Genomic DNA, 23631 nt, shown 5'->3' on the forward strand with positions numbered 1-23631 from the left:
AAATGTACGAATTATGACAGTTTTATGACAATGAAAATTTAACTTAAAATTAAACAAAATAAAGCTTAATTTTCATAAAGTTAGCCACTTTTATGATAGGTTGTTTTCAGAAATATTTTCTTTATGTGACACTGAAAAAAGTAGCTGAAGATGACAAATTGTCATTATTAAAAATGAGAAAGGATTGATGAAAAACAAACCAGGCAGGATAAAAAAGCTCCACCCGAAGGTGGAGCCTGAAGGGTTTATTCTACAGTGACCGATTTCGCCAGGTTACGCGGCTGGTCGACGTCGGTGCCTTTGATCAGCGCCACGTGATAGGCCAGCAGCTGCAGCGGAACGGTGTAGAAGATCGGCGCAATCACCTCTTCCACATGCGGCATCTCGATGATGTGCATGTTGTCGCTGCTGGCGAAACCGGCATCTTTATCAGCAAAGACGTACAACACGCCGCCGCGGGCGCGCACTTCTTCGATATTAGATTTCAGTTTTTCCAGCAGTTCGTTATTTGGTGCCACAACGATGACCGGCATATCGGCGTCAATCAGCGCCAGCGGGCCGTGTTTCAGTTCGCCTGCCGCATACGCTTCTGCGTGAATATAGGAGATTTCTTTCAGCTTCAGCGCGCCTTCCAGCGCAATCGGATACTGATCGCCACGACCCAGGAACAGGGCGTGATGCTTGTCAGAGAAATCTTCCGCCAGCACTTCAATGCGTTTGTCCTGAGACAGCATCTGCTCAATACGGCTCGGCAGCGCCTGCAGACCATGAACGATGTCATGCTCAACGGAAGCATCTTCGCCTTTCAGACGCGCCAGCTTCGCCACCAGCATCAGCAGAACGGTCAGCTGAGTGGTAAACGCTTTAGTGGAGGCCACGCCGATTTCGGTACCCGCTTTGGTCATTAGCGCCAGATCGGATTCACGCACCAGGGAAGAGCCCGGGACGTTACAGATGGCCAGAGAGCCCAGGTAACCCAGCTCTTTAGACAGTCGCAGCGCAGCCAGGGTATCCGCCGTTTCACCAGACTGGGAAAGGGTGATCATCAGGCTGTTACGACGCACCGCAGATTTGCGATAGCGGAATTCAGACGCAATTTCCACATCACACGGCACGCCCGCCAGGGATTCAAACCAGTAGCGAGAGACCATACCGGAGTTGTAGGAGGTGCCGCAGGCCACGATCTGAATGTGCTCAACCTTGCTGAGCAGTTCATTCGCATTTGCACCCAGCTCGCTCAGATCCACTTCACCGTGGCTGATGCGCCCGGTCAGGGTGTTTTTGATGGCGTTTGGCTGCTCGTAAATCTCTTTCTGCATGTAGTGACGGTAAGCGCCTTTGTCGCCCGCGTCGTACTGCAGGTTAGATTCGATCTCCTGGCGCTTCACCTGCTCGCCTTTGGTATCGAACACGGTCACGCTGCGGCGAGTCACTTCGGCGATATCCCCCTCTTCCAGGAAGATAAAGCGGCGGGTGACCGGCAGGAGCGCCAGCTGGTCAGAGGCGATAAAGTTTTCACCCATGCCCAGACCGATAACCATCGGGCTACCGGAACGCGCGGCCAGCAGCGTGGACGGATCGCGGGAATCCATGATCACCGTACCGTACGCACCGCGCAGCTGAGGGATAGCACGCAGCACCGCATCACGCAGCGTACCGCCCTGCTCCAGCTCCCAGTGCACCAGGTGAGCAATCACTTCGGTGTCAGTTTCAGAGACGAAGGTGTAGCCGCGCGCTTTCAGTGCTTCACGCAGCGGTTCGTGGTTTTCGATAATGCCATTGTGCACGACCACGATGTGTTCAGACACATGCGGGTGCGCGTTGCCTTCAGACGGTTCGCCGTGCGTCGCCCAGCGGGTGTGCGCAATACCGGTTCCCCCGTGCAGCGGATGTTCTTCCGCGGCCTGGGCCAGCATCTGCACTTTACCGAGACGGCGCAGACGGGTCATATGACCTTCTGCATCGACAACAGCCAGACCGGCAGAGTCGTAACCACGGTATTCCAGACGACGTAAACCTTCGAGAAGGATTTCAGCAATATCACGCTGCGCAACTGCGCCAACAATTCCACACATAATTTTAGATTCCGAATTTAGGCATAATGCCTGCGTTGTCGCTGACCTGTATTTGCCCTTTCCGGGCGCCCCGAGCCTTGTAGAGAGTGGGGTTATTTTTATGGGTACTGCTTGTGGGGGGAGATATATGTTTATCTCCTCACCCGGGTTTGCCTGATGACGGCTACGCCTTATCAGGCCTACTCAATCGTAGGGCGGGTAAGCGTAGCGCCACCCGCCTTGTTGTTACTTCTTCTTCACAGGACGTTTCCAGCCCTGCTTGTGCACCTGCGGCACACGGCTTAATACCAGTTCGTTATCGGCGATATCGCGCGTAACGGTTGTCCCGGCGGCAATCGTTACGCCGTTACCCACGGTAACAGGCGCCACCAGCTGGGTGTCGGAACCGACAAACACATCATCACCGATGATGGTTTTAAACTTATTGGCGCCGTCATAGTTACAGGTGATTGTGCCTGCGCCAATGTTGACGTTGTCACCAATTTCCGCGTCGCCCAGATAGGTTAAATGACCGGCTTTAGAGCCTTTACCCAGACGCGCTTTTTTCATCTCAACGAAGTTTCCAACATGTGAGCCTTCCAGCAGCTCAGCGCCCGGGCGCAAACGCGCAAACGGGCCGATGGTACAGGCCACATCCAGACGGGCATCTTCCACCACGCTGTACGGGCTGATTTCACAGTCGTCACCAATGACGCTGTTTTTGATCACGCAGCCAGCGCCAATTTTGACGCGATTGCCCAGCGTGACGTGACCTTCGAGGATAACGTTAGTATCAATTTCAACGTCGCGCCCGTGAGATAACGTTCCACGCAGATCGAAACGCGCCGGATCGCGCAGCATCACGCCAGCCAGAAGGAGTTTCTCGGCCTGTTCGGACTGATAAACGCGCTCAAGACGGGAGAGTTGAAGGCGGTTGTTCACCCCTTCGGTTTCGCTGATGCGCGCCGGATGGACCGCCGCAATCTCGCGCCCTTCCAGGTATGCCATCGCAATAATGTCGGTGATGTAGTATTCACCCTGGGCGTTATTGTTATTGAGCTTCGACAGCCAGCGCTTCATATCCGCACCATTGGCAATCAGGATACCGGTGTTGATCTCCTGAATCTGACGCTGCGCCTCGCTGGCATCTTTATGCTCAACAATGCCCGTAACGTTGCCGTTTTCACGGGTGATACGGCCATAACCGGTTGGATCGTCCAGCACGACGGTTAATAAACCGATGCCGCCCTGCGGTTTGGCTTCACGCAGGCGAGTCAGCGTTTCAACGGAGATCAGCGGGACATCACCGTAGAGCATCAAAATGTCTTCGTCATCCGCAAAGAAGGGCGCTGCCTGCTGCATGGCATGGCCTGTACCCAACTGTTCAGCCTGAAGCACCCAGTTGAGCTTGTCGTCGCTCAGCGTCTTTTTCAGCAGATCGCCGCCGTGGCCGTAGACCAGGTGGACCTGACTGGCACCCAATTCATTCGCTGCATCAATGACGTGCTGCACCATTGGCTTTCCTGCAAGCGTGTGAAGCACTTTAGGCAGGTCGGAATACATGCGGGTCCCTTTGCCTGCGGCAAGGATCACCACGCTCATCGCACTGTTTGACATACGCATCCTGACGGTTGTTTGAGTGAGAAGTAAAAACGTTTGATGCTTAAAATTCTACATCTTTTTCATCATGAATTAAGGCCGAAAAAAAAAGCCAGCCTGGTATCCAGACTGGCTTTTGTGCTTTTCAAGCCGGTGTTACATCGCTTTTTTGGTCAACTCGATAACGCGCAGTTTCGCGATCGCTTTGGCCAGCTCCGCAGACGCCTGAGCGTAATCCACGTCGCCATGAGAGCTGCTAATGTGCTCTTCAGCCTTACGCTTCGACTCCAGGGCTCGCGCTTCGTCGAGATCCTGGCCACGAATAGCGGTATCGGCCAGAACGGTCACACTACCAGGCTGCACTTCAAGAATGCCGCCGGACAGATAGATAAACTCTTCGTGACCGAACTGTTTAACGATGCGGATCATACCAGGCTTAATGGCGGTGAGCAGCGGTGCGTGACCCGGGAAAATACCCAGCTCACCTTCACTACCCGTTACCTGGATTTTCTCGACCAGACCAGAGAACATTTGTTGCTCTGCGCTGACGACGTCCAGGTGGTAAGTCATTGCCATATCACCCTCCGATTAAGGCGTTAAAGTTTTTTGGCTTTTTCCACAGCTTCTTCGATGGAACCAACCATGTAGAACGCCTGCTCTGGCAGGTGATCGTATTCGCCTTCCATGATGCCTTTAAAGCCACGGATGGTGTCTTTCAGGGAAACGTATTTACCCGGAGAACCGGTGAATACTTCCGCAACGAAGAACGGCTGGGACAGGAAGCGCTGGATCTTACGCGCACGTGCTACCACCAGTTTGTCTTCTTCAGACAGTTCATCCATACCCAGGATGGCGATGATGTCTTTCAGTTCCTGGTAACGCTGCAGCAGGGACTGTACGCCACGCGCGGTGTCGTAGTGTTCCTGACCAACAACCAGTGGATCCAGCTGACGGCTGGTGGAGTCCAGCGGGTCAACGGCTGGGTAGATACCCAGAGACGCGATCTGACGGCTCAGTACCACGGTTGCATCTAAGTGCGCAAAGGTGGTGGCTGGTGATGGGTCAGTCAAGTCATCCGCAGGTACGTATACCGCCTGAACGGAGGTGATAGAACCGGTTTTGGTAGAGGTGATACGTTCCTGAAGAACACCCATCTCTTCCGCCAGTGTTGGCTGATAACCTACCGCTGAAGGCATACGACCCAGCAGTGCAGATACTTCAGTACCGGCCAGGGTGTAACGATAGATGTTATCAACGAACAGCAGAACGTCACGGCCTTCGTCACGGAACTTCTCAGCCATCGTCAGGCCGGTCAGCGCAACGCGCAGACGGTTTCCAGGCGGCTCGTTCATCTGGCCGTAAACCAGGGATACTTTGTCCAGAACGTTGGAGTCGGTCATTTCGTGGTAGAAGTCGTTACCCTCACGAGTACGTTCACCTACGCCCGCAAACACAGAGTAACCGGAGTGCTCGATCGCGATGTTACGGATCAGCTCCATCATGTTTACGGTTTTACCTACACCCGCACCACCGAACAGACCCACTTTACCGCCCTTCGCAAACGGACACATCAGGTCGATAACTTTGATACCGGTTTCCAGCAGTTCCTGAGAGCTGGACAGCTCTTCGTAGGAAGGTGCCGCGCGGTGGATAGCCCAACGCTCTTCTTCACCGATGTCGCCTTTCATGTCGATTGGCTGACCCAATACGTTCATGATACGACCCAGTGTTGCTTTACCTACCGGGACTTCGATCGGGTGCTCAAGGTCTTTTACTTCCAGACCACGACGCAGACCGTCGGAAGAACCCATCGCGATGGTACGCACGATACCGCCGCCGAGCTGCTGCTGAACTTCCAGCACCAGGCTCTCGTTACCATTCTGTACCTCAAGCGCGTCGTACACGCGTGGTACGGCGTCCTGAGGGAACTCGACGTCCACCACGGCGCCGATTACCTGGACAATCTTTCCAGTAGCCATCTTGAATCCTCTACGTAATTCGTAAACCTGGTTAAACCGCGGCGGCCCCCGAGACGATCTCGGTGAGTTCCTGAGTAATGCTGGCCTGACGAGCTTTGTTGTAAACCAACTGCAGCTCTTTAATCAGGCTGCCGCCATTATCGGTCGCGGCTTTCATCGCCACCATTCGTGCGGCCTGCTCGCTGGCCAGGTTTTCTACAACGCCCTGATAAACCTGAGATTCAACGTAACGACGCAGCAGGGTATCCAGCAGCGGTTTCGGATCGGGTTCATACAGGTAATCCCAGGCTTTTTGCTTCAGCTCGTCATCTTCTGATGCCGGTAACGGCAGCATCTGAGTGAGCGTTGGAACCTGAGACATGGTGTTAATGAATTTGTTGCTGACAACGTACAGTCTGTCCAGACGGCCTTCATCATAGGCCTGCAACATCACTTTAACCGGGCCGATCAGTTCGGACAGGGACGGGTTATCACCCATACCGGTCACCTGAGCGACAATGTTGCCACCAACGGAGTTAAAGAAAGAGACGCCTTTAGAGCCGATCATTGCGATATCGCACTGAACGCCTTTTTCAGACCATGCTTTCATATCCGCCAGCAGTTTTTTGAACAGGTTAATGTTCAAGCCGCCACACAGACCACGGTCGGTCGACACCACCAGGTAGCCCACGCGCTTAACGTCGCGTTCTTCCAGGTAAGGGTGCTTATATTCCAGATTACCGTTTGCAAGGTGACCAATCACTTTGCGCATGGTTTCTGCATAAGGACGGCTGGCCGCCATGCGATCCTGCGATTTACGCATTTTGGAAGCGGCGACCATCTCCATCGCTTTAGTGATCTTTTGCGTGTTCTGGACGCTTGCGATCTTACTACGTATCTCTTTTGCGCCGGCCATGAGCTTCTCCTCAATGCCAGGCGGCTTGTCCTGAGACAAGCCGCCGGACGATTACCAGGATTGGGTTGCTTTGAAGGAATCGAGGATAGCTTTCAGCTTGCCTTCGATTTCGTCGTTATAGCCACCGGTCTGGTTGATCTCTTGCATCAGCGGAGCGTGATCACGGTCGACGTAAGCCAGCAGAGCGGCTTCGAAGCTACCGATTTTCGCCAGTTCCACATCTTCGAGGTAACCGCGTTCAGCCGCGAACAGTACCAGGCCCTGCTGAGCAACAGACATTGGTGCGTACTGTTTCTGCTTCAGCAGCTCGGTCACTTTCTGACCGTGGCTCAGCTGTTTACGGGTTGCTTCGTCCAGATCGGATGCGAACTGAGAGAACGCAGCCAGTTCGCGATACTGTGCCAGCGCGGTACGGATACCACCGGACAGTTTCTTGATGATCTTGGTCTGAGCAGCACCACCCACACGGGATACGGAGATACCCGGGTTAACCGCCGGACGAATACCGGAGTTAAACAGGTTGGTTTCCAGGAAGATCTGACCATCGGTAATGGAGATTACGTTGGTCGGAACGAACGCAGAAACGTCACCCGCCTGGGTTTCAATGATCGGCAGCGCGGTCAGAGAGCCCGTTTTACCCTTCACTTCACCTTTGGTGAAGTTCTCGACGTATTCCGCGTTAACGCGGGAAGCACGCTCCAGCAGACGAGAGTGGAGGTAGAATACGTCGCCAGGGAACGCTTCACGTCCAGGTGGACGACGGAGCAGCAGGGAAACCTGACGATAAGCAACAGCCTGTTTAGACAGGTCATCGTATACGATCAGCGCATCTTCACCGCGGTCACGGAAGTATTCGCCCATTGCGCAACCGGCGTATGGTGCCAGGTATTGCAGTGCAGCAGATTCAGAAGCGGTCGCCACAACAACAATGGTGTTAGACAGCGCGCCGTGCTCTTCCAGTTTACGAACCACGTTAGAAATGGTGGACGCTTTCTGGCCGATAGCCACGTACACACATTTGATGCCGGAATCACGCTGGTTGATGATGGCGTCGATAGCCATCGCGGTTTTACCGGTCTGACGGTCACCGATGATCAGTTCACGCTGACCACGACCGATTGGGATCATGGCGTCAACGGACTTATAACCTGTCTGAACAGGCTGATCTACGGACTGACGGTCGATAACGCCTGGTGCGATAACTTCGATTGGGGAGAAGCCATCGTGCTCAACCGGACCTTTACCGTCGATTGGCGCACCCAGGGTGTTAACAACGCGACCCAGCAGGCCACGGCCAACCGGTACTTCCAGAATACGGCCAGTACACTTAACCTTCATGCCTTCGGCGAGGTCAGCATATGGACCCATCACAACTGCACCAACGGAGTCGCGCTCCAGGTTCAGTGCGATAGCGTAACGGTTACCCGGCAGGGAAATCATCTCACCCTGCATACAATCGGCCAGGCCGTGGATGCGGATAACACCGTCACTTACAGAAACAATAGTACCTTCGTTGTGAGCTTCACTCACAACATTGAACTGAGCAATGCGCTGCTTGATCAGTTCGCTGATTTCGGTGGAATTCAGTTGCATGCTCCAGTCCCCTTAAGACTGCAAGACGTCTGCAAGGCGCTCAAGACGGCCGCGTACGCTGCCATCAATGACCATATCACCCGAACGGATGATTACGCCTGCCATTACAGACTTATCGATTTTGCAATTCAGCTTAACTTTGCGTGACAGACGTTTTTCCATCGCGGCGGTAATTTTCGCAAGCTGTTCGTCACTCAGTTCAGTCGCAGAAGTCACTTCGACTTCAGCGGTAGCTTCACTAAGGGCACGTAAGTGCTCAAACTGCTCGAGAACATCCGGGAGCACACGGAGACGACCATTCTCTGCCATCACCTTAATCAGGTTCTGGCCGTTGGCATCCAGTTGCTCTCCGCACACGGCGATAAACGACGCGGCGAGGGTTTCAGGTGCTAACGCACCGGAAAGCAACTCGGCCATTTGTTCGTTTTTCGTCACCTCAGCGGCAAACGCCAGCATATTCTGCCAGCGATCGACATTTTGGTGTTCGATAGCAAAGTCAAAAGCTGCTTTGGCGTAGGGGCGAGCTACCGTAACAAATTCAGACATCAGCCCCTCCCTCCTTACAGTTCAGCGACAAGTTTGTCCACGATGTCGCTGTTAGCAGCTTCATCCACGGAACGTTCGATGATCTTCTCGGCGCCAGCAACAGCCAGAATCGCAACCTGCTTACGCAGTTCTTCACGAGCACGTTTACGCTCAGCTTCAATTTCAGCCTGAGCCTGTGTCACGATCTTAGTACGTTCCTGTTCTGCTTCAGCTTTCGCTTCGTCCAGGATCTGCGAACGGCGTTTGTTAGCCTGTTCGATGATAACCTGAGCTTCCGCTTTCGCTTTTTTCAGCTGGTCTGTCGCGTTGGCCTGTGCAAGGTCCAAATCTTTCTTAGCGCGTTCTGCAGAAGCCAGACCGTCAGCAATTTCTTTCTGACGTTTTTCGATGGCTGCCATTAAAGGCGGCCATACATACTTCATGCAGAACCAGACAAAGAGAATAAACGCGATGGCCTGGCCGAGGATTGTTGCGTTCATGTTCACAGCACAATACCTCTTTAATATCTGTGGCTTAGGGTTTTAAAACTACTACTACGCGACAGCAAACATCACGTACAGACCCAGACCTACAGCGATCATTGGGATAGCATCCACCAGACCCATAACGATAAAGAACTGAGTACGCAGCAGAGGAATCAGATCAGGTTGACGCGCAGCGCCTTCCAGGAATTTGCCCCCGAGGATGCCGATACCGATCGCAGCACCGATAGCCGCCAGACCCATCATCACAGCGGCAGCCATGTACAGCAGATCCATATTCAGGTTTTCCATGACAGTCTCCAGTTTGTTTCAATTAAAACGTAGTAGTGTTGGTAAAAAATCAGTGCTCTTCAGACGCCATCGACAGATAGACGATCGTCAGAACCATGAAGATAAAGGCTTGCAGCGTAATGATCAGGATGTGGAAAATGGCCCACGGCACATTCAGAACCCACTGTGACCACCACGGCAGAAGACCCGCGATCAGAATGAAAATCAGCTCACCCGCATACATGTTGCCGAACAGTCGCAGACCCAGTGAAACAGGTTTGGACAGCAGGCTAACGCCTTCCAGGATCAGGTTGACCGGAATAAACGCCCAGTGGTTGAACGGCTGCAAGGTAAGCTCTTTCACAAAGCCGCTTACGCCTTTCATTTTGATGCTGTAGAAAAGAATCAGGATAAACACGCCCAGCGCCATCGACAGGGTGATGTTCACGTCCGCAGACGGTACAACACGCAGTGCAGGCAGGCCGAAGATGTGCTCGCCAATAAATGGCAGCAGATCGATTGGCAGCAGGTCCATCAGGTTCATCAGGAAGACCCAAACGAACACGGTCAGCGCCAGCGGAGCAATCAGCTTGCTCTTGCCATGGTACATGTCTTTGACGCTGCCATGGACGAAGCCGATGATCATTTCGATGAAGGTCTGGAATTTCCCTGGTACACCGCTGGTCGCTCGTTTAGCAACACCGCGGAACATGGCCAGGAACAGAAGACCCAAAACCACCGAGAAGAACATGGAGTCGATGTTGATCGTCCAGAAGGTGGCCGGGGGGTTATGTGGATCCACCAGCGAGAATGTACGCAGGTCCAGCTGAAGGTTATTCAGATGGTGACCTATGTAATCCTGCGGCGTCATATTTTCTGAAGCCATGATGCCTTTTACCCTTTGTTATTGATTACAGCTGGAGCCAGAACTTGTACCACCAGCACCAAAACCCACGTTGCTATCAGCGGCATGAAGACCACTTTCAAAACCGCCAGCGCCATCACCAGTAGAGCAAAGGTCAGCAACACCTTACACACTTCGCCGAGGGCGAAGGACCAGGCCACGCGGCCTTTGGCAGGTGTATGCGCCTGATGACGCCAGGCAAAAATCATAAACAACACGTTTGGCAGCACAACCGCCAAACCCCCGCACACGGCGGAGATGCCCCAGAAGGGGTCTTTGAGGCTAAACAGCAGTCCACTTGCTATCACAGCCAGAAACTGAATGAACAGAAGCTTACGAGCAACGTTTCTACTCAAGAGCGACACAGACATCACGTTTTTACTCCTGCTCCCTTCGAGGTATGCCGCGTGTCGTATAAAACGTCCTTTAAGGCTCAGAGTCAAGCATCAAAAAGCGGTCAAATTATACGGTGCGCACCCGTGATTTCAAACATTAAGTAGCGAAAAGGTGAATAAATGTTTAAATATTTTTCCCCACCGCTATTTTTTAACTTTCGCTGAAAGCGTCAACCTTCGACCAAAACTGCAAACAGCGCGAAAACGTTGTCGATAAAGCGTGCACGAGATCACAAAACACACATTTGCGATAAGGTTGTATTTATCAAAGGCGCAAATCGCAGAAATTTATCTTTATGAAATTAAACGCAAAATGTCGCAACTATTTTCAAAACAGCCCAGTACACAATAAAAACCTTTTATTGACATTCTTAATAAATAATTAACATTGCGTTCTGGTTACTGCCTTCCACTTTTAGCAGACTTATATTTTCAAGGATGACTATCTTCTCGGTGAATAACGATTGCTTCGTTAACCGGAAGAAAAACCTTAGTGAAGCAGAGGTTAAAAGCTCCTCGATAAATCCCCGGTAGTTGTGCTGTTTTTTAACATGATAAGAACAGCACGAATTCCACATTTTTTATTAATTTTTTAAAAATTGTTTGGCTTAATTATCACCAGGTGTCGTTCGCCTTCGAGCTGAGGAATCTGTAATTTCTCAATAGACTCGACAGCAAAACCGTCCGGAAGCTGTTCAATCTCATCGCCTGGCAACTGCCCTTTGAGCGCATAAAAGCGGCCATTCTCCGCAGGTAAGTGCTTGCACCAGCTCACCATATCGTTGAGCGACGCAAATGCGCGGCTGATAACCCCGTCAAACGGCGGCTCTGCCGGGAACTCCTCTACCCTGCTCTGCACGGGCGTGATGTTTTCAAGCTTCAGCTCATGCTGTACCTGGCGTAAAAAGCGCACGCGTTTGCCAAGGCTGTCCAGCAGCGTGAAATGGCTCTCAGGGCGAACAATCGACAGCGGAATACCCGGCAGACCAGGGCCCGTCCCCACGTCGATAAAGCGTTCACCTTTCAGCCAGGGAGCAACCACGATGCTGTCGAGAATGTGGCGAACGAGCATCTCGTTGGGGTCGCGAACAGACGTCAGGTTGTACGCTTTGTTCCATTTGTTCAGCATATCGACATAGGCCACCAGCTGATTTTTCTGGTGATCGGTGAGCGAAATACCTGCCTGATCCAGCAGACGAGAGAGTTTGTTGAGCACAGTGAATACCTGTTGAGAGTTTTTTTGCCCGGTAGCGCTGCCGCTTACCGGGCCTACGAATAAGTAGGGCGGGTCAGCGAAGCGCCACCCGCCAAAAGCAATGTCAATTACGCGCTACGGCGCAGCATGCCCTGCTTTTTCAGCCACACCAGCAGGATCGAAATCGCCGCCGGGGTCACGCCCGAGATGCGGGATGCCTGACCGATCGACACCGGTTTGTGATCGTTCAGCTTGGCGATCACTTCGTTGGAAAGGCCCGTCACCTGGCGGTAGTCCAGCATTTCCGGCAGCAGCGTGTTTTCGTTACGCTGCTGTTTTTCGATCTCATCCTGCTGACGGGCGATGTAACCTTCGTACTTCACCTGGATTTCGACCTGCTCTGCCGCTTCAGCGTCTTCCAGGCCCGGCGCGAACGCGGTCAGTTTGACCAGGTTCTCGTAGGTGACTTCTGGACGGCGCAGCAGATCTTCACCGCTGGCTTCGCGCGACAGCGGCGCGGTTAAGTGAGCGTTCACTTCAGCAGCGGTTTCCGCCTGCGGATTCACCCATGTGGTTTTCAGACGCTGACGTTCCTGCTCAATGCGCTCCAGCTTCTCGTTGAAGCGCGCCCAGCGCTCGTCATCGACCAGACCCAGCTCGCGGCCCATTTCGGTCAGACGCAGGTCGGCGTTATCTTCACGCAGCATCAGGCGATATTCCGCGCGAGAGGTAAACATACGGTACGGTTCTTTGGTACCCAGCGTGCAGAGATCGTCAACCAGCACGCCCAGATAAGCCTGAGAACGCGCCGGAGCCCAGCCCTCTTTCTCAGCAGAGAAGCGCGCGGCGTTCAGACCGGCAAGCAGGCCCTGTGCAGCCGCTTCTTCGTAGCCGGTGGTGCCGTTAATCTGACCCGCGAAGAACAGACCGTGGATGAATTTGCTCTCCAGGGTCGGCTTCAGGTCACGCGGATCGAAGAAATCGTACTCAATAGCGTAGCCAGGGCGAACGATTTTTGCGTTCTCCATACCCTGCATTGAGCGAACAATTTGCATCTGTACGTCGAACGGCAGGCTGGTGGAGATGCCGTTCGGGTAAATTTCGTTTGAGGTCAACCCTTCCGGCTCCAGGAAGATCTGGTGCTGGTTGCGATCGGCAAAGCGCATCACTTTGTCTTCGATCGACGGGCAGTAGCGTGGACCGATCCCTTCGATCACGCCGGCGTACATCGGGCTGCGATCGAGGTTATTGCGGATCACGTCATGGGTTTTCTCGTTGGTGTGCGTGATGTAGCACGGCACCTGCTGCGGATGCTGTGCCGCATTGCCCATAAACGAGAAGACCGGCATTGGGTTATCACCGTGCTGTTGCGCCAGCACGCTGAAATCAATGGTGCGCGCATCAATACGCGGCGGCGTGCCGGTTTTCAGGCGGCTGACGCGCAGCGGCAGCTCGCGCAGACGGCGAGACAATGGGATAGACGGCGGATCGCCAGCACGGCCGCCGCTGTAGTTATCCAGACCAATATGAATTTTACCGTCAAGGAAGGTACCCACGGTCAACACCACGGCTTTGGCGCGGAATTTGAGGCCCATCTGGGTCACGGCGCCCACGACGCGATCGTTCTCAACGATAAGATCTTCAACCGCCTGCTGGAAGATCATCAGGTTCGGCTGGTTCTCCAGCGCGGTACGTACCGCCTGGCGATAAAGTACGCGGTCTGCCTGAGCACGGGTCGCACGCACAGCGGGGCCTTTACTGGCGTTTAGTATCCTAAACTGAATGCCTGCGTGATCGATCGCCTTCGCCATCAGGCCGCCAAGTGCATCCACTTCTTTTACCAGGTGTCCTTTCCCAATGCCGCCAATCGCCGGATTACAGGACATTTGTCCCAGCGTGTCGATATTGTGTGTCAAAAGCAGGGTCTGCTGACCCATTCGCGCTGCGGCCATTGCGGCCTCAGTGCCTGCGTGACCCCCGCCAATGATGATGACGTCAAAAGGATCCTGATAAAACATGGTGGTCTGCCTCGCGTAAAGCGGTATGAAAATGGATTGAAGCCCGGGCCGTGGATTCTACTCAACTTTAGTCTTTCGAGAAAGCATTGGGATCCTGGGCTATTAAAAAGAAGATCTTTTTATTTAGAGATCTGTTCTATTGTGATCTCTTATTAGGATCGCGAACCCGTGTGGATAAGTCCGATCTCACAAAGAAGATCATGCAGTTAGAAAGGATCGTTTGCTGTGAATGATCGGTGATCCTGGACCGTATAAGCTGGGATCAGATCGCGACTTTATACACAGGCCAAAAACGACGCTACGGTTGTTCTTTGGATAACTACGGGTTAATACGAGCTTTTACCCTGAGTTATCCACATCTGTTCGCGCGATCTTTAATCGTTTTTGAGTAAATTTTTCCATTCCGCGAGCCAGATCTCGGCTGGATCCTCCGGAATGTCATGATCGAGGATGTTGATCTTGAGCGTTTCACCCAGCTGTTTTGCTCCGCAGGAGGTCACAGCGGCTTCGACTTTCTCTATTGCCCCGCAAAAAGTGTCATATTCACGACTGCCGATCCCCACTGCGCCAAAACGGACGTTTGACAGGTCGGGCTGCTGTTCCAGCAGTTCGTCATATAAAGGTTGCAGGTTATCCGGCAGATCGCCCGCGCCGTGCGTGGAGGTGATCAGCAGCCAGACCCCGTCAGTCGGGAGATCTTCCAGCAACGGGCCGTGCAGGGTTTCCGTAGAAAAGCCCGCCTCTTCCAGCTTTTCAGCCAGATGTTCCGCTACGTATTCTGCACCGCCAAGGGTGCTGCCGCTGATAAGGGTAATGTCCGCCATTGATCGCTCGCCCAGATAAAGAGACGGCCATTGTACGCTGTGAACGAGCTGGGATCTACCTGTGGAAAATGTGGGAATGGATTTGCCCGATCACGGGCGGATGGTACGCATGATCGGGTTTTGCAGGGAGATCAGGGTCTCGGTGGACTGAATTTCATCGATTGTTTGGATCTTGTTGATAAGTACCTGCTGGAGCGCGTCGATGGATCGGCACATGACCTTAATAAAGATGCTGTAGTGTCCGGTGGTGTAGTACGCCTCGGTGACTTCATCCAGCGCGTTCAGTTTCGCCAGGGCGGAAGGGTAGTCTTTGGCGCTTTTAAGAATGATGCCGATGAAGCAGCAGACGTCGTAACCCAGCTGCTTCGGGCTGACGTCAATGCGCGCGCCGGTAATGATCCCCGCCTGCTTCATCTTCTCTACGCGAACGTGAATGGTTCCCGGGCTGACGCCAAACTGTTTCGCCAGTTCGGCGTAGGCGGTACGGGCATTGGCCATTAACGCCTCCAGAATGCCGCGGTCGAGATTGTCGATCTGATAATTTTCCATAGCTTTTTCTTATGAAGATTAATGAATCACTCTATTCTAGCGCCTTATTTTATCGAATCAAAAGTGAAGGCGGCTTTTTGTTGATGGGTTATTGAATAAGGTGCCATTTCTGTTGCTTAATCAATATCAACAGGACGCAGGAGTATAAATAATGAAAACCGCTTACATCGCAAAACAACGCCAGATCAGTTTCGTAAAATCCTATTTTTCCCGCCAGCTGGAAGAGAAGCTTGGGCTGATTGAAGTCCAGGCCCCGATCCTCAGCCGCGTGGGTGACGGGACGCAGGATAACCTCTCTGGATGCGAAAAAGCGGTACAGGTAAAAGTGAAAACGCTACCAGACGCCCAGTTCGAAGTGGTTCATTCACTGGCGAAGTGGAAGCGTCAGACCCTGGGACAACATGACTTCAGCGCGGGCGAAGGGCTCTACACGCACATGAAAGCCCTTCGCCCCGATGAAGACCGTCTCTCCCCAATTCACTCTGTCTACGTTGACCAGTGGGACTGGGAGCGCGTGATGGGCGATGGTGAGCGCCACGTTGGCACGCTGAAGTCTACCGTTGAGGCGATCTACGCCGGGATCAAAGCGACCGAAGCGGCCGTAAGCAAAGCGTTTGGTCTGGCACCGTTCCTGCCGGAAACGATCCACTTTGTACACAGCCAGGAATTGCTGACCCGTTTCCCGGATCTGGATGCCAAAGGCCGCGAGCGGGCGATCGCCAAAGAGCTCGGGGCGGTGTTCCTGATTGGGATCGGCGGCAAACTGTCTGATGGCAAACGCCACGACGTTCGTGCGCCGGATTATGATGACTGGAGCACCACCGGTGAGGGCGAATTTGCCGGGCTGAACGGCGATATTCTGGTGTGGAACCCGGTGCTGGAAGACGCATTCGAGCTTTCTTCTATGGGGATCCGCGTTGATGCTGAGGCGCTGAAGCGCCAGCTGGCGGTGACCGGCGATGAAGATCGTCTCAAACTGGAGTGGCACCAGGCGCTGCTGCGTGGGGAAATGCCGCAGACGATTGGCGGCGGTATCGGCCAGTCCCGTCTGACCATGCTGCTGCTTCAGTTGCCCCATATTGGTCAGGTGCAGTGTGGCGTCTGGCCGCAGCAGGTACGTGAAAGCGTCGGTTCTCTTCTGTAATTAACGCTGCCAGCGTCTGAGCAGGCGGCTACGCAACCCGGTATCAAAGCGCCAGATATGATCGAAGATGCGCATGATGCCGGGTTTTCCATGGGCGGACATCGCCACCGCATGAAAACGGTGCTGATGCACACGCTGTAATTCCTTCACTTTATTGACCACGTCATCCGGCAGCCGCTGGGCAATAAAATCGGATATCACTACCGCGTCAGCGTCATACCAGTCGCCGCCCTGCATCCGCTCAACGATGCTGCGAAAACAGCTGGCCAGATCGGTGCCGCCGCGAAAACGCTGGCTCAGGAAGCGGATTGCCTGCTCTATCCCCTGCTGGTTCGTCAGCTCATAGCCCACGACTTCGCTGGAGAACAGCATGATGAAGCAGCGGCGGCGATCGGCGAGCGCCACGCGCATCAGCGCCAGACAGAACGCCTTTGCACACTGCTCGTTAAACCCGCCCATGGAGCCGGACGTATCCACGCAGACAATAAATGGCCCGCGCGGCTGCTCGTCAAAATCCTGATGAATGACCGGCCGCTGGCTGACTTTCTCGCGCCAGGCTTCACCGTGCAGCCGGTAGGTGAGGAGCTGTTTTTCCACCAGCCGACGGTAAAACTCGTACTCCAGCTCGGTCATCCCGAGCGTGCTCAGCTCCGTGGGCAGCAGGCGCAGAATATCATCGCTCTGCTGGAGCCCGTCGACCTGCTCTGGAACGGTGGCCGGCTCACGCACCAGGGTGCGGAAGGTTTCCATCGGGGCGTCCTTCTTTGGAACCGACTTTGCCTCCCTTGAACGTCCCAGCTGTTCTGCAAGCTTCATCAGCTCGGGCTGCTGCGCCAGAAAATCGCCGTACTTGACGATCAGCTGATAGTCCCCGCGCCGGAGCTGGCCGGCGCTCATATCCCAGAGACGCCCTGCCGCGTTCTCATTTTCCACCAGCACCTGCTCAAGCTGGCCGCTTAAGGTCATGCGTTCCTGAACTTCACTGAGCAGCTGTTCGCGCTCTTCGTCCAGCAGCTGCTGGTTTAGCGTCGTGGCCTGCACCACCAGGCTGAGACGCCAGCGCTGTAAGAAGAGGGTGTGCAGTGCGGGAGTGAACGTGGCGTTATCCGTGACCAGCCCTCGGGCCTGGCTGGCAAAAGGGGAGTGGACCTTGTCGAGCAACGTCAGGGTTTGCGGAAGCTGGACGATAAACTGCGACGTGGAAAGTCGCTGGCACTGCTGATAGCAGGCCACTTCTTCCGTTAACTCAGGGGGGACTTCGGTCTCTTTAAACCGTTGACGCAGGTTATCCCGCCAGCGCGGAAGATCGTCGGTCATCGCCTTTTTGAGCTTCGGAAATTTTTCAAAGAAGGCCGCCAGCTGCGGTGAAGCCAGAAGGGTGATCACCACTTCTTCGATCAACCCTTCCTCGCTGACGGCCAGCATGACGTTAAGCGTATCCAGGGTTAGCATTGACGCGCCTGTTTGATCTGCGCGCTAACGTCCTGCAGGCTGGCTTCGATGCGGCCTAACCAGTCGCTATGGATAAAGAGGCATTTTTGCTGCTCGCTAAAGCGGGTGTGCTGCTGGTGCCATTCGGTGTCCAGCGCGTCCAGCTGCTGCTTAATCTCTTCAGGGACGCTCTCAGAGGCGGTTCCCGGAAGCGCAAGACGCGAGCCCTGCAGGCTGACGTCGCGGATCACCAGGTGCTGGCTGCTGTCTACTTCCATATTCAGCGGCTGCGCAAAACCGATGCCGTTGAGCTTTCCGCGGATCTCTCCGCCCTTATCCAGCCACTGCGCCAGCGCCTCGCGCTCAATCGTAACATGCACCACCTGCATGTCATGCAGCTTGAGCGGCTGCTGGAGCAGCAGGGTCAGCGTCGTGCTGGTGAGTTCGGCGGGTAATTCATAGTGCGGTTTGCGGGCGAACATCCCCCCCAGGCGATTCACTTTCAGCGCGGTTTTATCACTTTGCTGCTGCTGAAGCTGGATGCGCCGCTGGGCAATCGCCCCCAGTTGGTTGAGCATCGCCTGCTGTCCCCAGGCGTGTCCGGTCATCAAAACGTCGAGCTGCTGCTGCATCAGATTCATGCCTTCCGCGTCGTGCCAGAGGCAGTCTTTCAGCAGGATCAGATCGATGGGCGCAACGGCATCGCGACCGCTGAACAGGGCGCTGGCCTGCAGCAGGCGGATCGCTTTTTTCCAGCGGCGATCGGAGACATAGGGGGCAGAGGGCAGTAAATCAAGCTGCTGGCGCAGCATGAAGATCAGCTCGAAGACGGAATCAGGCAGCTTAATTTTACCGATCTCTTCCTGCCACTGGTAATACTCCTCGTCTGATACCTGCAATGACGCTGCTACCGGGTTCTCGTTCTCATCCTGCTGGCTGACCAGCATGGAACGGAAGTTGGACTTATCCTGCACTTTGTCCAGCCACAGGCGGATCAGCATACGGTCATATAGCGCTTCCAGGCTGCTGTCGGCTTCAGGCAGTTCGTTTGAGGCGGCCACCAGCAGGCGCATCGGGATTTTCTCTTCACTGGCGCCGTTGCGGAACCGACGTTCGTTTATCGCCGTGAGCAGGGTGTTCAGAATGGCCGGGCCGGCTTTCCAGATCTCATCAAGGAAGACAATTTCTGCCTCAGGCAGATACCCCGCTGTCAGGCGCTCGTAGCGCCCTTCATCTTTCAGCGCCTGAATGGAAAGGGGGCCAAACACTTCTTCCGGGGTGGAAAAGCGGGTCATCAGGTATTCAAACGCGCGGGCGTTCTTAAAAGCAAACTTAAGCCTGCGGGCAATCAGGCTTTTGGCGATGCCCGGCGGCCCAAGCAGAAACACGCTTTCACCGCTCAATGCTGCCAGTAAACAGAGGCGAATGGCGTGGCTACGCTCGAAAAGGCCTTTCTCCAGCGCGCTGCTGAGGCGGGAAATTCTTTCTGCTAATAAATGTGAGTGAGCCATAATAGTTTTGCATCCTTTCGCCGTCGTGGCGGCCAATTGAAGCGAGTATAGACGTTTCAGTCAGGGCTGGTAATAGGCTGAAGTGCGGCGCAATTTTCTTTGCGCTACATTAATGCGGTTGCATTTAGGGGTACGATTTTGCAATGAATCGTGCATACTGTGCGCTTTTTGTGGGCCAAGGGACCAGGAACACATTTGTTATTTAAACGAAAAGACTAGTCTATGAGCACTGATAATAAGCAATCATTACCCGCAATTACGCTTGCGGCGATCGGGGTTGTCTACGGTGATATCGGCACCAGCCCGCTTTATACGCTTCGCGAATGTTTGTCCGGCCAGTTTGGCTTTGGTGTTGAGCGCGATGCCGTGTTTGGCTTCCTGTCCCTCATCTTCTGGCTGCTGATTCTGGTCGTTTCCGTTAAGTATCTCTCCTTCGTTATGCGCGCTGATAACGCGGGCGAAGGCGGTATCCTGACCCTGATGTCCCTTGCAGGGCGCAACACCTCCGCCAGAATGACCTCCGTGCTGGTGATTATCGGCCTGATTGGCGGCAGCTTCTTCTATGGAGAGGTGGTTATCACGCCCGCGATTTCGGTCCTCTCGGCGATAGAGGGGCTGGAGATCATCGCGCCACAGCTTGATACGTGGGTGGTCCCGCTGGCGATAATCGTGTTGACGCTGCTGTTTGTGATCCAGAAGCACGGTACCGGGCTGGTGGGAAAACTGTTTGCGCCGATTATGCTGGCCTGGTTCCTGATCCTGGCGGCGCTCGGTTTACGCAGCATTATCGCGAACCCGGAAGTGCTGCATGCGCTGAACCCATACTGGGCCGTGCATTTCTTCCTTGAATACAAAGTAGTTTCCTTCGTGGCGCTGGGGGCGGTCGTGCTCTCCATCACCGGTGTGGAAGCGCTGTATGCGGATATGGGTCACTTCGGAAAGCTGCCTATCCGCGTGGCCTGGTTTTTGGTTGTGCTGCCGTCGCTGGTGCTCAACTACTTCGGCCAGGGCGCGCTGTTGCTCAAAAATCCGGAAGCGATCAAGAACCCGTTCTTCCTGCTGGCACCTGACTGGGCGCTGGTGCCGATGCTGATCCTGGCGACGCTGGCGACCGTCATTGCCTCTCAGGCGGTGATTTCCGGCGTGTTTTCTCTGACGCGCCAGGCCGTGCGTCTGGGGTATCTCTCACCGATGCGCATCATTCATACCTCAGAGATGGAGTCGGGCCAGATCTACATTCCGTTCGTTAACTGGCTGCTCTACTTCGCTGTTGTGATTGTTATCGTCAGCTTCGAGCACTCCAGCAACCTGGCGGCGGCGTACGGTATTGCGGTAACCGGCACCATGGTGCTGACATCGCTTCTCTCCACCACGGTGGCATACCGTAACTGGCACTGGAATAAGTTCCTCGTGGCGATGATTCTGGTGGGCTTCCTGTGCATTGACGTGCCGCTGTTCTCCGCGAACCTCGACAAAATTGTCTCCGGCGGCTGGCTGCCGCTGACGCTGGGTCTGGTGATGTTCATCGTCATGACCACATGGAAAAGCGAGCGCTTCCGCCTGCTGCGCCGTATGCATGAGCACGGGAATTCTCTGGAGGCGATGATTGCTTCTCTGGAGAAATCTCCGCCGGTCCGCGTGCCGGGCACCGCGGTGTACATGTCTCGCGCCCTGAACGTGATCCCGTTCGCGCTGATGCATAACCTCAAGCACAACAAAGTGCTGCACGAGCGCGTGATCCTGCTGACGCTGCGTACCGAAGATGCGCCATATGTTCACAACGTACGCCGCGTGCAGATTGAGCAGCTCTCCCCGACCTTCTGGCGCGTGGTGGCGAGCTACGGCTGGCGTGAAACGCCAAACGTGGAAGAGGTGTTCCACCGCTGCGGTCTGGAAGGCTTAAGCTGCCGGATGATGGAGACGTCGTTCTTTATGTCCCACGAGTCGCTGATCATCGGCAAGCGCCCGTGGTACCTGCGCCTGCGCGGTAAGCTGTATCTCATCCTGCAACGTAACGCCCTGCGTGCGCCTGACCAGTTTGAGATCCCGCCTAACCGCGTGATTGAGCTGGGTACGCAGGTCGAGATTTAAGTCCTTTCGAAAATGCCGGGTGGCACTACGCTTACCCGGCCTACCAAACCCGTAGGCCCGCGCAAGCGAAGCGCCGCAGGGCAATTTCTCCCATCAATATTTCACTTAGCGAAACGTTTCGACGTCGATCACAAATCTGTTACGTCATGGTGGTTTTCTGAACATTTCTGAGGCTACACTTCTTTTAGCGAAACGTTTCGCTAGTGGAGCAAGAAAATGAAGAAAGGCACTGTACTCAACTCAGAAATCTCGTCGGTTATTTCCCGTCTTGGGCATACCGATACGCTGGTGGTTTGCGATGCAGGCTTACCGGTTCCGCGCAGCACAACCCGTATTGATATGGCGTTAACGCAGGGTGTTCCTTCGTTTATGCAAGTACTGGACGTAGTGACCGCGGAGATGCAGGTTGAGGCGGCTATTCTCGCGGCGGAAATCAAACAACATAATCCGCAGCTCCACGAAACGTTGCTCAGCCATCTTGAGCAGCTGCAACAACACCAGGGAAACACCATCGAAATTCGTTACACAACGCACGAACAATTCAAACAACAAACCGCAGACAGTCAGGCGGTGATTCGCAGCGGGGAGTGTTCCCCGTATGCGAATATCATTCTCTGTGCTGGCGTCACCTTCTGAGGCCATCATGGACGCATTACTGCAACTCAAAGGGATCGATAAGTCGTTCCCGGGCGTAAAAGCCCTCTCCGGCGCGGCGCTGAACGTTTACCCCGGGCGCGTAATGGCGCTGGTGGGCGAAAACGGCGCCGGCAAATCCACCATGATGAAAGTGCTGACCGGGATCTATCAACGCGATGCCGGTTCACTCCTCTGGCTGGGTAAAGAAACCACCTTCACTGGCCCGAAATCTTCTCAGGAAGCGGGTATCGGCATTATTCACCAGGAGCTGAACCTGATCCCGCAGCTCACCATTGCGGAGAACATCTTCCTCGGCCGTGAGTTCGTGAATCGCTTCGGTAAGATCGACTGGAAAACCATGTACGCCGAAGCCGACAAGCTGCTGGCGAAGCTGAACTTGCGCTTTAAGAGCGACCGCCTGGTGGGCGATCTCTCCATCGGCGATCAGCAGATGGTGGAAATCGCGAAGGTGCTGAGCTTCGAGTCGAAAGTCATCATCATGGATGAACCGACAGACGCCCTGACCGATACCGAAACCGAATCCCTGTTCCGCGTTATCCGCGAGCTGAAATCGCAGGGGCGCGGGATTGTCTATATCTCTCACCGTATGAAAGAGATCTTTGAAATCTGCGATGACGTCACCGTTTTCCGCGACGGGCAGTTTATTGCCGAGCGACAAGTGGCCACGCTGACGGAAGATACGCTCATCGAAATGATGGTGGGACGCAAGCTTGAAGATCAGTATCCGCATCTGGATAAAGCGCCGGGTGAGATCCGCCTGAAGGTGGATAACCTCTGCGGTCCGGGTGTGAACGACGTGACCTTTACCCTGCGCCAGGGCGAGATCCTGGGCGTGGCGGGCCTGATGGGCGCGGGACGTACCGAGCTGATGAAAGTGTTGTACGGCGCACTGCCGCGCACCAGTGGGTATGTCACCCTCGACGGCCATGAAGTGGTCACCCGCTCCCCGCAGGATGGTCTGGCGAACGGCATCGTCTATATCTCCGAAGACCGCAAACGCGACGGCTTAGTGCTGGGCATGTCGGTAAAAGAGAACATGTCCCTGACCGCGCTGCGCTATTTCAGCCACAGCGGCGGCAGCCTGAAGCATAAAGACGAGCAGCAGGCGGTCAGCGATTTTATCCGTCTCTTTAATGTTAAAACGCCGTCGATGGAGCAGGCGATTGGCCTGTTGTCCGGCGGGAATCAGCAGAAAGTGGCAATTGCGCGCGGGCTGATGACGCGCCCGAAAGTGTTGATCCTCGACGAGCCAACCCGCGGCGTAGACGTGGGGGCGAAGAAAGAGATCTATCAGCTGATTAACCAGTTCAAGGCCGACGGTCTGAGCATCATTCTGGTCTCTTCCGAGATGCCAGAAGTATTGGGCATGAGCGATCGCATTATCGTCATGCATGAAGGGCATCTCGGCGGTGAATTCACTCGCGAGCAGGCCACCCAGGAAGTTCTGATGGCTGCCGCTGTGGGCAAGCTTAATCGCGTGAATCAGGAGTAAGA

At 54.5% G+C, this 23631-nt stretch carries 21 protein-coding genes; 4 read left to right on the plus strand and 17 right to left on the minus strand.

The features are described from left to right. Positions 1–245 precede the first annotated feature (245 nt). The 15 genes from glmS to asnC all read right to left on the minus strand — a co-directional run bounded on the left by glmS (position 246) and on the right by asnC (position 15303). Positions 246–2075, minus strand: coding sequence for a glutamine--fructose-6-phosphate transaminase (isomerizing) (glmS, locus tag ACHH0Z_RS17950; protein WP_021242665.1), 1830 nt, complete (start codon positions 2073–2075; stop codon positions 246–248). A 225-nt stretch (positions 2076–2300) separates the two neighbouring features. Further along, complete coding sequence (glmU, locus tag ACHH0Z_RS17955) at positions 2301–3671, minus strand: bifunctional UDP-N-acetylglucosamine diphosphorylase/glucosamine-1-phosphate N-acetyltransferase GlmU (RefSeq protein ID WP_045406849.1); 1371 nt, start codon at positions 3669–3671, stop codon at positions 2301–2303. A 138-nt stretch (positions 3672–3809) separates the two neighbouring features. Continuing rightward, positions 3810–4229, minus strand: a complete 420-nt coding sequence (locus ACHH0Z_RS17960; protein ID WP_006177560.1) for a F0F1 ATP synthase subunit epsilon — start codon at positions 4227–4229, stop codon at positions 3810–3812. Between the two features lie 20 nt (positions 4230–4249). Continuing rightward, entirely contained in the window at positions 4250–5632 is a 1383-nt protein-coding gene (gene atpD / locus ACHH0Z_RS17965; RefSeq protein WP_003862362.1) for a F0F1 ATP synthase subunit beta, read from the minus strand. A gap of 31 nt (positions 5633–5663) precedes the next feature. Next, a complete protein-coding gene (atpG, locus tag ACHH0Z_RS17970) occupies positions 5664–6527 on the minus strand; it encodes a F0F1 ATP synthase subunit gamma (protein WP_008500191.1) in 864 nt (287 codons plus the stop codon). Between the two features lie 51 nt (positions 6528–6578). Beyond that, complete coding sequence (atpA, locus tag ACHH0Z_RS17975) at positions 6579–8120, minus strand: F0F1 ATP synthase subunit alpha (RefSeq protein WP_003862367.1); 1542 nt, start codon at positions 8118–8120, stop codon at positions 6579–6581. A gap of 12 nt (positions 8121–8132) precedes the next feature. Continuing rightward, complete coding sequence (atpH, locus tag ACHH0Z_RS17980; protein WP_008500192.1) at positions 8133–8666, minus strand: F0F1 ATP synthase subunit delta; 534 nt, start codon at positions 8664–8666, stop codon at positions 8133–8135. 14 nt (positions 8667–8680) lie between these two features. Further along, positions 8681–9151 carry a F0F1 ATP synthase subunit B gene (atpF, locus tag ACHH0Z_RS17985; protein WP_003862370.1) on the minus strand — a complete coding sequence of 157 codons (471 nt, stop codon included), beginning with the start codon at positions 9149–9151 and terminating at the stop codon, positions 8681–8683. Between the two features lie 48 nt (positions 9152–9199). Further along, entirely contained in the window at positions 9200–9439 is a 240-nt protein-coding gene (gene atpE / locus ACHH0Z_RS17990; RefSeq protein ID WP_000429386.1) for a F0F1 ATP synthase subunit C, read from the minus strand. Between the two features lie 49 nt (positions 9440–9488). After that, a complete protein-coding gene (atpB, locus tag ACHH0Z_RS17995) occupies positions 9489–10304 on the minus strand; it encodes a F0F1 ATP synthase subunit A (RefSeq protein ID WP_008500193.1) in 816 nt (271 codons plus the stop codon). 8 nt (positions 10305–10312) lie between these two features. After that, positions 10313–10693: a F0F1 ATP synthase subunit I gene (gene atpI, locus ACHH0Z_RS18000; protein WP_008500194.1), complete on the minus strand. Its 381-nt coding sequence runs from the start codon at positions 10691–10693 to the stop codon at positions 10313–10315. 616 nt (positions 10694–11309) lie between these two features. Continuing rightward, a complete protein-coding gene (gene rsmG, locus ACHH0Z_RS18005) occupies positions 11310–11933 on the minus strand; it encodes a 16S rRNA (guanine(527)-N(7))-methyltransferase RsmG (RefSeq protein WP_008500195.1) in 624 nt (207 codons plus the stop codon). 107 nt (positions 11934–12040) lie between these two features. Beyond that, the gene (gene mnmG, locus ACHH0Z_RS18010; RefSeq protein ID WP_008500196.1) at positions 12041–13930 is read right to left on the minus strand and encodes a tRNA uridine-5-carboxymethylaminomethyl(34) synthesis enzyme MnmG; all 1890 of its coding nucleotides are present in this window, start codon (positions 13928–13930) and stop codon (positions 12041–12043) included. 374 nt (positions 13931–14304) lie between these two features. Further along, a complete protein-coding gene (mioC, locus tag ACHH0Z_RS18015; RefSeq protein ID WP_008500197.1) occupies positions 14305–14754 on the minus strand; it encodes an FMN-binding protein MioC in 450 nt (149 codons plus the stop codon). Positions 14755–14844: 90 nt separating this feature from the next. Further along, positions 14845–15303 (minus strand): transcriptional regulator AsnC, encoded by a 459-nt coding sequence (gene asnC, locus ACHH0Z_RS18020; protein ID WP_008500198.1) that lies wholly within the window; start codon positions 15301–15303, stop codon positions 14845–14847. A gap of 151 nt (positions 15304–15454) precedes the next feature. Between asnC and asnA the strand changes: the two genes are divergently transcribed. After that, entirely contained in the window at positions 15455–16447 is a 993-nt protein-coding gene (gene asnA / locus ACHH0Z_RS18025; protein ID WP_045406846.1) for an aspartate--ammonia ligase, read from the plus strand. Here asnA and viaA read toward each other — a convergent pair whose 3' ends face one another. Continuing rightward, on the minus strand, positions 16448–17899 hold the full coding sequence (gene viaA, locus ACHH0Z_RS18030) for an ATPase RavA stimulator ViaA (RefSeq protein WP_008500200.1): 1452 nt from the start codon (positions 17897–17899) through the stop codon (positions 16448–16450). Then, positions 17893–19389 (minus strand): ATPase RavA, encoded by a 1497-nt coding sequence (ravA, locus tag ACHH0Z_RS18035; RefSeq protein ID WP_045406843.1) that lies wholly within the window; start codon positions 19387–19389, stop codon positions 17893–17895. The genes viaA and ravA overlap by 7 nt, the downstream gene beginning before the upstream one ends. Positions 19390–19611: 222 nt before the next feature. On the opposite strand from ravA, the gene kup reads away from it, so the two are divergent. The 3 genes from kup (at position 19612) to rbsA (ending at position 23629) form a co-directional block, all read left to right on the plus strand. Continuing rightward, positions 19612–21480 carry a low affinity potassium transporter Kup gene (gene kup, locus ACHH0Z_RS18040; RefSeq protein ID WP_021242659.1) on the plus strand — a complete coding sequence of 623 codons (1869 nt, stop codon included), beginning with the start codon at positions 19612–19614 and terminating at the stop codon, positions 21478–21480. 216 nt (positions 21481–21696) lie between these two features. Then, the gene (rbsD, locus tag ACHH0Z_RS18045) at positions 21697–22116 is read left to right on the plus strand and encodes a D-ribose pyranase (RefSeq protein ID WP_008503495.1); all 420 of its coding nucleotides are present in this window, start codon (positions 21697–21699) and stop codon (positions 22114–22116) included. Between the two features lie 7 nt (positions 22117–22123). Further along, positions 22124–23629 (plus strand): ribose ABC transporter ATP-binding protein RbsA, encoded by a 1506-nt coding sequence (rbsA, locus tag ACHH0Z_RS18050; protein ID WP_008503496.1) that lies wholly within the window; start codon positions 22124–22126, stop codon positions 23627–23629. The last annotated feature ends 2 nt before the right edge of the window (positions 23630–23631 follow it).

The sequence above is a fragment of the Enterobacter cloacae complex sp. 2024EL-00227 genome (assembly GCF_043945315.1).
GTDB lineage: Bacteria > Pseudomonadota > Gammaproteobacteria > Enterobacterales > Enterobacteriaceae > Enterobacter > Enterobacter roggenkampii.